Source organism: Rhodococcus sp. ARP2 (genome assembly GCF_001029585.1).
GTDB lineage: Bacteria > Actinomycetota > Actinomycetes > Mycobacteriales > Mycobacteriaceae > Rhodococcus_F > Rhodococcus_F erythropolis.
This window is the reverse complement of record NZ_LEKE01000115.1, coordinates 1-12,347: the sequence shown is the minus strand read 5'-3', so window position 1 is coordinate 12,347 and position 12,347 is coordinate 1. Positions and strand designations below refer to the sequence as shown.

The following is a 12,347-nucleotide window of genomic DNA, read 5'->3' as shown; positions in this document are numbered from 1 at the left end:
TGAAGCACAACCATACACGATGGAAACTACTTCGAAATTTGGTCAGGCACTTCGTACAACCTCGTGTCACTCGCCGTGAAGGCGGGAGTCGGTGTCCGTGTCGCTCTGACTTGGAATAAGTTACGCGTCCGCCGAAGTCTTTGCCAAATCCACAGGTCAGAGACTCGGAGGTATCCATTTCCCCAGCAAGATTGCCCGTTTCAGTCGATTTTCACCAATTCGGACATCATGTGACGCCGGACACCGTGGCCGGATCGGCACGCAGCGGGAACTCACACCACTTGGACTCGGATACCTGCATCCTCGAACAACGCGACTTGCTTTGCGTCTACTGCAGCATCGGTAACCAGCACGGCCCCCGGCGGTATCGGAGCCCACGCATGGAAAGGACGTTCACCAAGCTTGGCGGAGTGGGCGAGGATGTAGACCTCGCCGGCACGTTCGATCATCATTTCCTTGAGCCGGGTCTGATCGAGCTCAGCTTCACAAATACCCAGGTCAGCGGTAACTGCATCGGCACCGAGGAATGCCTTGTCAAACGACACCCTCTGCAGAGACGCTTCCGCCAGTGGCCCGACGAATCCTTGACTGAGCTGCCTCAGCGTCCCGCCGAGACATTCGACTCGAACACCATCAGCGTCGGCTAACGCCTCGAGCGCCGTCAGCCCTGCAGCGATCACCGTCAAATTCGTCACGTGACGTAAGAACTCTCCCATCGCTCCGACGGTGGTACCTGCATCAAGGAGCACGGTTTCTCCGGGCCGGACCTGCTCAGCAGCCCATTCGGCGATGCCCCGCTTGGCGTCGAATCCCTCCATTGCGCGTTGACGCAAGGAGGATTCCGGATGAGGGTTGAGAGCAATCGCCCCGCCGTACGTTCGAGCAATTACTCCCTGGGCAGTCAACTGACTCAGGTCGCGACGGATCGTAGATGCAGTCACCCCGAATTGGGCAGACAGATCCTCGACACTGGCCAGACCGCTGGTGCGGGCGAGCCTCGCAATCTCCGACCGCCTCGCCTCCGACTCCCGGATGACCATCGCTCCTCCCCTACAAACCCTGGTGCTTACTTGGAAACGAATGTGCTGGTTGCCAATTCGGCCGCCTGCCGCAGCGCTTCGACCATACTACCGGCCTCGGCGATGCCCTTACCTGCAATATCGAAAGCGGTTCCGTGATCGACGGAGGTACGGATGACAGGTAACCCGACGGTGATGTTGACGCCGGCCTCGATCCCGAGAACCTTGACCGGGCCGTGCCCCTGATCGTGGTACATCGCAACGATCAAGTCGTAGTCCCCACGTCCAGCGAGGAAGAATGCCGTGTCCGCCGGCAGTGGGCCGTGGACGTCAATTCCTTCTGCCTTCAAGAGTTCAACGGCGGGAATGATCTTCTGCTCTTCCTCTCCGTACCCGAAAAGCCCGTTCTCCCCCGCATGCGGGTTGATCCCGCACACGCCGATTTTCGGAGATGGATTGCCCGTGCGCACCAAAGCTTCGTGACCTCGACGAATGGTCCTCTCGACCAGGCCGGGCTCGATCCTGGCAACTGCATCGAGCAGTCCGATGTGAGTGGTCACGTGAATCACCTTGAGCTTGGGGGTCGACAACATCATCGACACCTCCTCGGTACCGGTCAGGTGCGCAAGCAATTCCGTGTGTCCGGGATAGATGTGTCCTGCCGCATGCAGCGCTTCCTTGTTCAGTGGCGCCGTGCAGATCGACTGGACTTCACCGCGTACGGCGAGTTCGCTTGCGACGCGGATATATTGATAGGCCGCATCCCCCGCGACTGCCGACAGTTCACCCCAGGCGAGATCCTCGGGTAGCAAGTCCAGGTCGATGACGTTGATCCGTCCATCGTTGAATTCAGCATCCTTGATCTCCTCGATCGCGACCACGTCGACGTCTATTCCGAGCACCGTGGCAGCCAATCGCAAACGCTTCGCGTCGCCGACAACAACAGGGCGGCAACGCTTTCTCGTTTCGGCGTCGAGGAGTGCGGGGACGATCACTTCCGGTCCGACGCCGGCGCCGTCGCCCATCGTGACAGCAATCAGCGGCAGTGGAGTGGATTCGATTGACATGGGATTGACCTCGTTGTCTGAAGGTGGACTGTCCGGAGCGTCGACCGGGATGGGGCGCGCGAGAAACTTCGTTATAGAGAAAAGACTGTGTGCATTCCCGAAACTGCCTGGCCGCGTGACGATGTACCGTCCGGTGCGGTCGACGGAAAGTACGGCGCCGTGTTCAATTTCGTAAATCGGTGACAGAGTGTCGATCCGCAGGCGGTCGAGAACGCTGCGCGCGGTTTCGCCACCGGTAAGAACCAAGTCGATCGGGTTCTCGCTGTGGGAGAATCCTGCATCGACGGCAGCGATCAGATCGGCGAGAGCCGAAACGAGATGGACGGATTCTGCAGGCACGACAGGTCCACTTACCGAAACCACGACGTTTCCGCGATCCAGTGCGTTCAGAATCGGAAGCGGATCGACCGAATGCGCCAGGAGTTCAGCACTGTTCACTTCGATATGGTGCGCCCCTGAATCCCGAAGCAATGCCACTTGGTCCCCGGCAGACGCATCCGCCGTCCCCACAACCACCAAAGTAGATCGAGAATCACGAAGAGATGGACGCACGACGGGTGACTGCACGGTTCGTCGTCGTGCCACTGCCGTCGCGAGCGCCGATGTTCCTACCAGTCGAGAACCCCGAACATCCTGTGCTGCAGCCACAATCAGTTCCAGATCACTGTCGGTCTCGACGTCGCAGATCGCCACCGACCCGGCTTCTGAGATCGACGCAAGAACCTGGCTCAACCGCCCGGAGCGAATGTCGTCCAGCGATACGCCAGAAGTAATTGCCGACGAGCCGAGCGCCTCCGCAATCGACCGAGGAGCCGGCTTCGACTCCGCGCGCCACAGGTCGGTGGCGTGCAACGCAACCCCATCGACCAACACCACCCCGTCTTGCACCGTACGCCCTTGCCTGGGCAGTCCGGCGGCGACGATGACCGGGGATCCGTCGCGGGAGAGTTCTCCAACCTCCGCCGCTATGTTGCCCCTGAGCAGGGAATCGATCTTCTTGACGATCTCGGAGCCGTCAGACGATTGCAGAACTGACCTCACGTCACGAGAGGCTCTGGCGGGGTCGGATCGCCGTGAGTGCAGATCGAAAACCGTCACTTCTGATCTGTCGGGCGCACCCGGGCCGAGTCGAAGCGATATGCCCGAACTGCGGAGCAGAAATCCTGCGGCCGACTCCGCGGCTCCGGAAAGATCATCAGCGATGATTACCAGTGGTTTCATCGAATTCCTCGACCCCCTTTCGGTCTGAATCGAGTATGCGCAGCATCGCAACCAATGCGCGAAGTACGCAATCGAAGTTACGGGACTTGCGCGAAGTGCGCAACAGTGCCATTGTGAGCTGAGTTACAAGCGAGAGCCCGACGCGATTGTTCACCAACAGTCCGCTCGGAGCGTCGCCCCCACGCTGCCCCGTCAGGATCGAAAGGTCACCGATGACCAATACTCGTTTGCGAACACCACAGCTCTCCCGGCGATCCTTTCTGCAGTTCACCGGGCTGATCGGTGGCGCAACGCTTCTGGGCACGACTGCCGCGTGCGCCGGCCCTACCGGGAAGCCGACCCAGGACACCCTGGTGCTCGGGCTCAACCGTTCGCTCGTCAGCCTCGACAACAAACTCAATCAATTCGACGCAGCAGTCACGGCTCAACGTGGCGTCAGACAAGGTCTCACCCGGATCGGCGACAATCTGACACCGCAACTCGTTCTCGCTGACAGGTTCGAATCGACCGGCCCGACCGAGTGGACGGTTCGACTCCGCGAGGGCATCCGTTACTCCGACGGCACACCTGTGCTGATCGACGACGTCACGACGGCAATGCAGATGTACCAGCAGGTCAGCGGATCGTTTGTCGCACCGCAGTTCCCCGAGTGGCCGACGGTCGTCCCCATCGACGATCGCACCTTCATCCTTCGGACGAATTCCCCGGTGCCGGTTCTGGACTCGCTCATGTCCAACATCTTGATCACCCCGGCCGCTGCCAACGAACCCAACGAACTGCAGAGCGGAATCGGGTCTGGACCGTTCGTCGTCAGCGAATCGAACCGGGGCACCGGCGATTACACACTTGTCGCCAATGACAACTACTGGGGCCCGGCCCCTGGCGTTCGTCGTGTTCAGGTCCGCTTCATTCCCGAAGAGGCCGGCCGCGTCGTCGCACTTCGGAGCGGCGAGGTCGACGTCATCGACTCGATCAGTCCCGATTCCGCCGAACAACTCGCCGACCTGCCTGGTGTCCAGGTGGACACAGTGCCGAGCACACGCATCAACCAACTGTTCTTCAACTTCCGCAAGCCCGCCGATCACCCACTGTCCAATCCGCGTGTCCGAGAAGCTCTCACGTATGCCATCGACGGTGAGTCACTCGCTCGGGACGTGCTGATCGGATCCGCAGTCCCGGCCACCGGCCCCGCACCGTCGACCTTGGACGGAGCCGTGAAAACCGGTACTTACCAATATGATCCACGGAAAGCGCGGCAGATGCTCGAGGCCGAAGGCGCCGACGACCTCGAACTCACTTTCATCTGGGAAACCGGAGAGTTCACCAACGACGTCTCGGTGATGGAATCGGTACTCGAAATGATGAAGGCCGTGGGAGTACGCGTCAAACTCCAGCAGTTCGAACCGGGCGGTGACATCTCGTCCTGGCGCCAGGGCAAGACCGGCGACTGGGATGTGCTGGGCAACGGCTACGGCAACCAGACCGGACTTGCACTGACCACGTTGCAGGGGATGTACGCCGGCACAGCGGAGAAGGAAGCAACTCGCGACACCTATCACGGGTACGTCTTCCCCGAAATCACCGCGAAGATCCAAGCCGCATCCAGTGAACCAGACCCGACCAAGCGCGCTGCTCTACTCGACGCCGCACAACAAGACATCTGGAACACCTGGCCTTGCCTGTGGAGCTTCGTACCCAACGCACTCCTTGCGAAACGCACTCGTGTACAAAATGTTTCACTGACCCCGATCAACTCCTACGACCTCGGCGCCGTCCGATTGGAGGCCTGAGGCGATGACTCTCACCGCTCCGAAACCGCAAACCGCTCTCGGAATCTCTCCGCGTCGGCGCACAAGGATCAACCCGACCGTCAAATACGTGCTCAAACGCTTGGCACAGAGCGCCTTGACGATCTTCCTCACGCTCACAACAGTGTTCGTCCTGATCCGAATGGCTCCCGGCGATCCTGCCTACGCCTTGGCCGGACCGCTGGCCAGCACGGAGGATCTAGCACAAATCCGTGCTGACATGGGCTTGGACAAGTCGGTGTTCTCTCAATATCTGATCTACCTGTGGGACCTCGTCCATCTGAATCTCGGCACGTCGTACTCGTTCCAGGCGCCGGCCATGGACGTTGTCCTCGGCCGTCTCCCGTACACCATCACCCTGGCCGTCAGCGCCATTCTGCTGACCGCCGTGCTCTCGATTCCGCTGGGCGTGTGGATGGCCCGTCACGCGGACACCCGACGTGAACTCGGTGCGAACGTCGTAGCCGTCGGCGGGCAGTCCATGCCGGAGTTCTGGAGCGGCCTGATGCTGGTGACGATCTTCGCGGTCTTGATCCCAGTACTCCCGGCAGCCGGTTTCACCACATGGCCGTCGTTGATCCTGCCTACCGTCACCATCGCCATCCTTCAGATCGCGTTGATCTCCCGGATGGTTCGACGCGAAATGGTCTCGGCCTTCGCTTCTCCGTACATCACGGTCGCACGTTCTCGCGGAGTATCCGAACGCGAACTCACCTGGCGATATGCGATGCGTAATTCGGCGATTCCGATCGTCACCGCGCTGGGCACCAGATTTGCCGGAATGCTGAACGGCGTCGTGGTGGTCGAGGTCGTGTTCGCCTGGCCTGGTGTCGGCTCGCTGGTGGTCCGCGCACTCGAGACTCGCGACTACCCGCTCATCCAGGCCACCGTGCTTGTCACTGCGGTTCTCGCAGTGCTCGTGCAACTGGCAGTGGACCTCCTCTACCCCCTCCTGGATCCACGCGTGCGACTCGGAAAGGGCGCCAACTGATGACTACCGTCTTGGAACCTCCAACAACTCCACGCGCCAGCGCGGTCACCGAGGCAGACTTCGCACGCGCCGGAGCCACGCGCCGTAAGCGAGACAGCCGAGTCAAGATCTGGGCCGGCTCGACCTGCGCGCTCCTGGTGATTCTTCCTGTTGCATTGGCGGGACTACTCCCCCTTGCAGATCCGAACCAGACCAACCTGAGCAGTCGACGGCTACCGCCCCTCACCGACGGCCATCTGTTCGGCACCGATCAGTTGGGACGAGATCTCCTCTCACGGATCCTGCACGGCGGCCAGGTGTCTCTGACGATCGGTATTCTCGCCGTGATCGTCTCCGGGGTCATCGGCATAGTCGCCGGATCCGCCGCGGGGTACTTCGGCGGCTGGGTCGACACCGTCATCTCCCGCCTACTCGAAGCACAGCTTTCTCTGCCTCTGCTGATGATGCTGCTTCTCGTCGTTGCGCTGTTCGGTCCGTCCATTCCCGTCATCACGTTTGTCATCGCGATCGCGCAGTGGCCCGAGGTCGCACGGTTGACTCGCTCATTGGTACTCGTCGAACGCGAAAAGCCTTACGTAGCTGCAGCTCGAGTCCTCGGACTTACTCGCATGGCCATCCTGCTTCGTCACGTCATTCCGAACATCGTCAAGCAGGCCTCGCTCGTCGTCCTGTTGCTGCTCGCGCAGGCCGTACTGCTGGAAAGTTCGTTGAGCTACCTCGGCGCCGGACCACAACGTCCGTTCGCAACGTGGGGACGAATCATCGCCGACGGCCAGGACTACATCACCACGTCATGGTGGATCGTCACGTTGACAGGTCTGATGATCGTGCTACTGGTCGTCGGAGTGAACCTACTCGGCGACGGCCTGCGCGATCGTCCTGCAGGTTCGAAACGACTGGGCGCAAGCCTGTTCGGGCGTGGCAACGCCCAGAAAGCAAAGGCGTGAGACATGGGCAATCTACTACGGGTCGACGACCTCCAGATCGAACTTGTCACGGCGAATGGCGTCATCCGAGCCGTCGACGGGGTGTCCTTCTGCATCGACGCCGGTGAAACCGTCACCATCATCGGTGAATCCGGCTCCGGAAAGTCGACCACGGCCATGGGAATCCTCGGGCTGCTTCCGGACGATCTTGCCGTTCTTTCCGGGAAAGCTGTGTTCAAAGGCCAGGACATTCTCGGAAACACGAAGATCTTGAACGATATTCGTGGAAAACACATCGCCCTCATCCCCCAGGACCCGATGACGGCTCTGAGTCCCGTCCACACCATCGGCAGCCAACTTCGAGAAGCAGTGCGCCACAGCGGTGTGACCGCGAAGAAGCAACAAATCGAGCGGGCAGTGCAACTGCTCGAGCAGGTACGCATTCCGTATCCGGATCAGCAACTCGACAAGTACCCGCATCAACTGTCGGGTGGAATGCTGCAGCGCGTCCTCATCGCCGGAGCTCTTGCTGCCGGCCCCGAACTGATCGTGGCCGACGAACCCACCAGCGCATTGGACGTCACCGTTCAGGCCGGGATTCTGGATCTATTGCTCGAATTGCAGGAGCGCACCGGGATCGGAATGCTCGTCATCACCCACGACCTCGGAGTCGCCCGACTCGTATCCGATCGCATCTACGTGATGAAGGACGGACGTTTTGTCGAGACCGGTAACGCCGACGTTCTCGTCGACTCACCGCAAAGCGCCTACACACAAAAGCTTCTCGACGCCATACCGCACCTGGGGCCTTGGGATGGCGACCCCGCCCGTTCAACACAGATCGGAGCCTCGGCATGAACCCCCACGAAACGCCACTTCTCGCCGTCGAAGATCTCGTTGTCGAGTATCCGGTTCCCGACGGAGTTTTCCGAGCCGTGGATGCTGTGAGCTTCTCGGTGGAAAAGGGCAAGACCCTGGCCATCGTCGGCGAATCCGGATGTGGCAAGTCGACAATCGCTCGATCTATCGTCCGACTCCTCACACCGACCAGTGGACGCATTCTCGTCGACGGCAATGACATCGCGCAGATGTCGGAGAAGTCACTGCGCCCCTTCCGCTCTCGCGTTCAAATGGTGTTCCAAGATCCGTACGGATCGCTGGACCCCCATCTGACTGCCGAGGACATCATCGGAGAACCACTGCGCCTCAAAGGTGTTCGGAGCAAGTCTGAACGCGCCAAGGCAGCAGCAGAACTCGTCGATCGCGTTGGCCTGCCCAGCTCGGCACTACACCGGCGTCCGGCGGAGTTCTCCGGTGGCCAACGTCAGCGCATCGGAATTGCCCGTGCACTTGCCAGCGGACCCGAGATCCTGGTCTGCGACGAAGCAACCAGTGCTCTCGACGTTTCGGTGCAAGCGCAGGTACTCGCGCTCCTACGTGAAATTCAGGCCGACACCGGTCTGACGTACGTTTTCATCTCACACAACTTGGGCGTCGTCCGAGAAATCAGCGAGACCGTAGTCGTGATGTCGAAAGGAACCATCGTCGAATCCGGTTCCACAGACACAGTTCTCGCCAGTCCGCACGAGCCGTACACCCGCGCACTACGTGGCGCTGCTCTCGATCCCACCACCATGGTCGGCATCAAACCACGCCACGTGGTGGCAGCCCTGTCCAAGAACTTGCTAGCCAAGCAGACCGAATCACGAGGAGTTGCCTGATGACCGCCCCACTCGAGCTTCCGAAACTGGTGCTCGGCACTATGACCTTCGGAGATACGGTCGACATATCGGGTGCCGGATCGATGCTCGACGCAGCACTAGGCGCCGGTATCTCACACATCGACACGGCGAACGGCTATGCGGGCGGCGAGTCCGAGCGCATGCTGGCAAAACTGCTCCACGGCCGACGCGATTCGGTCACTCTGGCCACCAAAGCAGGAATGCCACACCCCGATGCCGGTGACAACAGCCCACTCTCGGCAAAGGGACTCCGAGCAAGCATCGAAGGAAGTCTGCGCAGACTCGACTCGGACTACGTCGACCTGTTCTATCTCCATCAGCCGGACCGAACCGTCACGCTGACCGAAACTCTTACCACCGTCGCGGAACTGGTTGCCGAGGGCAAGATCCGCACACTCGGCGTATCCAACTTTTCCGCGTGGCAAATCAGTGAAATCAACTACACCGCAGACACAGTCGGTGCTCCGCGACCGATCGTCGCACAACAGCTCTACAACTTGCTCGCGCGTCGCATCGAAGAAGAATACGCAGAATTCGCGGACGTGACCGGACTGACCACCATGGTCTACAACCCACTCGGTGGGGGCCTGCTCACCGGGCGCCACACCTTCGAGGAAAACCCCGTCGACGGCCGATTCGGCGACTCCCGTCTTGCGTCGATGTACAAGGAGCGATACTGGAACACACAGATCTTCGACGCCATTGCACAACTGACGGCGATCGCGGAACAGTCGGGCATCTCCCTGACCGAGCTTGCGTTGCGCTGGCTGGTCAGCAAGCCCGTCGCCGGATCGCTGCTCCTCGGAGGATCCAAAGTTACGCACCTCGAATCCAATATCGCGGCCATCGGGCGAGGTCCACTCGACGCCTCGACCGTCGAAGAGTGTGACCTCGTCGGTGCCGCCCTACGAGGCCCCATGCCCAACTACAACCGCTGAAACACCCGACCTTCATCAGGAAGAGTTCTTCACTATGTCAGCACAGGAATTCGCCGCACGTATCCGAGGACGCGAACGCATTCTCGGATACTGGTCCGTCATCGACAGTCCGGTCTCGACCGAATGGATTGCGCACGTCGGCTGGGACTACATTGCCCTCGACATGCAGCACGGCCTGATCGGCTATTCGGGGATGGTCGCCGGGCTCACCGCCATCGACTCGTCACCGTCCACTGTCGGGATGGTGCGCGTCGAGGCAAACAATCCGACGCCCATCGGCCGTGCACTCGACGCGGGCGCTGTGGGCGTCATCGTTCCGCTGATCAACAACGCCGAAGAGGCAGCGGCCGCCGTGGCAGCCGCCAAGTATCCGCCTTTCGGCATCCGCTCCTACGGACCCATGCGCTCTCAACTCCGTATCGGCCCAGTTCCCGCCGACGCGAACCGCGACACCGTTGTATTTGCGATGATCGAGACCCCACAGGGTCTGGCGAACGTCGAAGAGATCTGCGCAGTGCCCGGTTTGGACGGCGTGTACGTCGGGCCGTCCGACCTACGAATCGCCGTCGGCGGTAAGCACTCCAACGATCCGGACGTCGCCGAGGAATTCGAAGCAGCGCTCACCCGGGTGCGCGAAGCTGCCGCCGTCAGCGGAGTCGCTGCGGGAATCCACACACCTTCCGGTCAGGTTGCGGCACAACGGCTCGGGGAGGGCTACACGTTCGCGACCGTGGCCTCGGACCTGACACATCTGGCGAACATCTCGGCTCAGCATTTGGATGCCGCCAAGTCCTGATCCGGGTACAAAAATGGCGATGCTCCCGCACTTGGTACGGGAGCATCGCCATTCTCGAACAAACTATCGCTGAATCGCCTTGATCTCGAGGAACTCTTCGAGCCCGAACGTGCCGGCCTCGCGCCCGACGCCCGACTGCTTGTACCCACCGAACGGAGCATTCGTGTTGAAGGCGCCGCCGTTCACCTCGACCTGCCCGGCCCGCAGTTGCCGGGCGACGCGATCCGCGCGATCGGGGTCACCTGACCAAACGCCACCGGCCAGTCCGTACTCGGTGCCGTTGGCGATCCGCACTGCGTCGGCCTCGTCTTTGTAACCCATGATCGAGAGGACCGGTCCGAAGATCTCCTCGCGCGCAATGGTCATGTCTTCGGTCACGTTCGCGAACACCGTCGGCCCGACGAAATATCCACTGGCCAGACCGGTTTCGCGACCGTCGACAACCGCGGTGGCACCTTCCGACACACCCTTCTCGATGTATCCGCGAACGCGTCCCAGCTGATTCGCGTTCACCAGAGGACCAAGCACCGAAGTCGGCTGAGTCGGATCACCTACCGGGAAATGAGCGGCGACTGCAGCAGCAATTGCCGCTGCCTCATCCACCTTCTCCGCGGGAACCAACATACGCGTCAGCGCCGAACAGGTCTGGCCCGAATTGATGAAGCACTTTGCGACGCCATCCGTGACAGCCTTTTCGAGATCGGCGTCGTCGAGAATGACATTCGCCGACTTGCCGCCCAGCTCGAGCGAGACCTTCTTGATGGTGTCCGCGGCAACGATGGCCACTCGCTTGCCTGCACGAGTCGATCCGGTGAAGGAGACCATGTCGACCTCAGGGTGGCCGGCGATGGCTTCGCCCACTACCGGGCCGTAGCCACTCACCAGGTTGAATACACCTGCAGGCAAACCAATTTCGTCGAAGATGTCAGCGAGAGCGTACGTGATGAGTGGCGCAACCTCGGTGGGCTTGAGAACCACGGTGCAGCCCGCGGCGAGCGCACCGCCGACCTTCAAGACAACTTGGTGGAGCGGGAAGTTCCAGGGAGTGATGGCGCCGACAACACCCGCAGGTTCGCGAACAATCAGCGAATTCCCGACCTCGTGAGCGTCGAAATCATAAGTGCGAGCCAATTCGGCAAATGCATTCAAATTCGCGAGCGGCATTCCGATTTGTACGGGCTTCGCGAATCCGATCGGCATTCCCATATCCTGCGAAACAAGCGCCGCAAGATCATCGGTGCGTTCGGCAATTATCGCCGCGGCCTTGGAAAGATATTCGGCGCGCTCACCGCCGGATAGTGCAGACCAGGCAGGGAACGCCTTTCGTGCTGCCTTCGCGGCCGCGTCGACATCTTCGACGGTGCCTTCGGCGACAGTTCCTATCAGCTCTTCGGTAGCCGGATTGAGAACGTCGATCCGACCGCTGCCAGTGGATTCGATCCAGGCGCCATCAACATAGATTTTGGTGCGGTCGAGAATATCGGTCATCGAAGCCTCCGTAGTCATCACGCGTGCACAGGTGAGGTGGGCCCGATCACACGGGGCACCTCTTCCGAGCCTAGCCACGCTCGACGGGTTCCGTGGCGGGTTGGTATCGCGATTGGCGTTCGACTGACGAGACCTGTGGTGAGCGCAGGCTTTTCGCGGATCGTGTGAACGTATCGTTCCCCTCATTGAAGAGGGTGAGAGTGTCGTTCGCTCGGTCCCGGACGGGGTGGTGAGCCGGCCGTGCTCTTCTGCTCGTGATGGTGTGAACGGTACGTTGGGTCGATCTGAGGCGACGAACGTACCGTTCGCTCGAAGCCGGGGGTGCCGGCGACGGGATGTTTCGGGGTGTTT

The 12,347-nt window shown here is 60.8% G+C and carries 10 protein-coding genes; 7 read left to right on the top strand and 3 right to left on the bottom strand.

The genetic code is table 11. The features are described 5' to 3' along the window. Window positions 1-272: 272 nt before the first annotated feature. Both ABX74_RS28160 and pdxA read right to left on the bottom strand, forming a co-directional pair. Complete coding sequence (locus ABX74_RS28160) at window positions 273-1,040, bottom strand: DeoR/GlpR family DNA-binding transcription regulator (RefSeq protein WP_047890222.1); 768 nt, start codon at window positions 1,038-1,040, stop codon at window positions 273-275. Window positions 1,041-1,066: 26 nt separating this feature from the next. After that, window positions 1,067-3,307 carry a 4-hydroxythreonine-4-phosphate dehydrogenase PdxA gene (gene pdxA / locus ABX74_RS28155; RefSeq protein WP_047890221.1) on the bottom strand — a complete coding sequence of 747 codons (2,241 nt, stop codon included), beginning with the start codon at window positions 3,305-3,307 and terminating at the stop codon, window positions 1,067-1,069. 212 nt (window positions 3,308-3,519) lie between these two features. On the opposite strand from pdxA, the gene ABX74_RS28145 reads away from it, so the two are divergent. Genes ABX74_RS28145 through ABX74_RS28115 form a run of 7 tightly spaced genes read left to right on the top strand, consistent with a single transcriptional unit; the run spans window position 3,520 to window position 10,508 of the window. Next, window positions 3,520-5,097 (top strand): ABC transporter substrate-binding protein, encoded by a 1,578-nt coding sequence (locus ABX74_RS28145; RefSeq protein ID WP_007732494.1) that lies wholly within the window; start codon window positions 3,520-3,522, stop codon window positions 5,095-5,097. 4 nt (window positions 5,098-5,101) lie between these two features. Beyond that, window positions 5,102-6,106, top strand: a complete 1,005-nt coding sequence (locus ABX74_RS28140) for an ABC transporter permease (RefSeq protein ID WP_223258039.1) — start codon at window positions 5,102-5,104, stop codon at window positions 6,104-6,106. Further along, window positions 6,106-7,053 carry an ABC transporter permease gene (locus ABX74_RS28135; RefSeq protein WP_047890220.1) on the top strand — a complete coding sequence of 316 codons (948 nt, stop codon included), beginning with the start codon at window positions 6,106-6,108 and terminating at the stop codon, window positions 7,051-7,053. Before ABX74_RS28140 ends, ABX74_RS28135 begins: the two co-directional genes overlap by 1 nt. Before the next feature lie 3 nt (window positions 7,054-7,056). After that, a complete protein-coding gene (locus ABX74_RS28130; protein WP_053062092.1) occupies window positions 7,057-7,890 on the top strand; it encodes an ABC transporter ATP-binding protein in 834 nt (277 codons plus the stop codon). Further along, on the top strand, window positions 7,887-8,753 hold the full coding sequence (locus ABX74_RS28125; RefSeq protein WP_020905992.1) for an ATP-binding cassette domain-containing protein: 867 nt from the start codon (window positions 7,887-7,889) through the stop codon (window positions 8,751-8,753). Before ABX74_RS28130 ends, ABX74_RS28125 begins: the two co-directional genes overlap by 4 nt. Continuing rightward, window positions 8,753-9,712, top strand: a complete 960-nt coding sequence (locus tag ABX74_RS28120; RefSeq protein ID WP_047890219.1) for an aldo/keto reductase — start codon at window positions 8,753-8,755, stop codon at window positions 9,710-9,712. The genes ABX74_RS28125 and ABX74_RS28120 overlap by 1 nt, the downstream gene beginning before the upstream one ends. 34 nt (window positions 9,713-9,746) lie before the next feature. Continuing rightward, the gene (locus ABX74_RS28115) at window positions 9,747-10,508 is read left to right on the top strand and encodes an HpcH/HpaI aldolase family protein (RefSeq protein WP_019746656.1); all 762 of its coding nucleotides are present in this window, start codon (window positions 9,747-9,749) and stop codon (window positions 10,506-10,508) included. Window positions 10,509-10,571: 63 nt separating this feature from the next. Here the strand turns inward: ABX74_RS28115 and ABX74_RS28110 are convergent, their stop codons facing one another. Next, window positions 10,572-11,996, bottom strand: coding sequence for an aldehyde dehydrogenase family protein (locus ABX74_RS28110; RefSeq protein WP_007732506.1), 1,425 nt, complete (start codon window positions 11,994-11,996; stop codon window positions 10,572-10,574). Between the last annotated feature and the right edge of the window lie 351 nt (window positions 11,997-12,347).

What these genes read in the sequence shown, in the direction of transcription:
- ABX74_RS28160 (WP_047890222.1), bottom strand. Translation starts at nt 1,040, where the DNA reads ATGGTCATCCGGGAGTCGGAGGCGAGGCGGTCGGAGATTGCGAGGCTC.
- pdxA (WP_047890221.1), bottom strand. Translation starts at nt 3,307, where the DNA reads ATGAAACCACTGGTAATCATCGCTGATGATCTTTCCGGAGCCGCGGAG.
- ABX74_RS28145 (WP_007732494.1), top strand. Translation starts at nt 3,520, where the DNA reads ATGACCAATACTCGTTTGCGAACACCACAGCTCTCCCGGCGATCCTTT.
- ABX74_RS28140 (WP_223258039.1), top strand. Translation starts at nt 5,102, where the DNA reads ATGACTCTCACCGCTCCGAAACCGCAAACCGCTCTCGGAATCTCTCCG.
- ABX74_RS28135 (WP_047890220.1), top strand. Translation starts at nt 6,106, where the DNA reads ATGACTACCGTCTTGGAACCTCCAACAACTCCACGCGCCAGCGCGGTC.
- ABX74_RS28130 (WP_053062092.1), top strand. Translation starts at nt 7,057, where the DNA reads ATGGGCAATCTACTACGGGTCGACGACCTCCAGATCGAACTTGTCACG.
- ABX74_RS28125 (WP_020905992.1), top strand. Translation starts at nt 7,887, where the DNA reads ATGAACCCCCACGAAACGCCACTTCTCGCCGTCGAAGATCTCGTTGTC.
- ABX74_RS28120 (WP_047890219.1), top strand. Translation starts at nt 8,753, where the DNA reads ATGACCGCCCCACTCGAGCTTCCGAAACTGGTGCTCGGCACTATGACC.
- ABX74_RS28115 (WP_019746656.1), top strand. Translation starts at nt 9,747, where the DNA reads ATGTCAGCACAGGAATTCGCCGCACGTATCCGAGGACGCGAACGCATT.
- ABX74_RS28110 (WP_007732506.1), bottom strand. Translation starts at nt 11,996, where the DNA reads ATGACCGATATTCTCGACCGCACCAAAATCTATGTTGATGGCGCCTGG.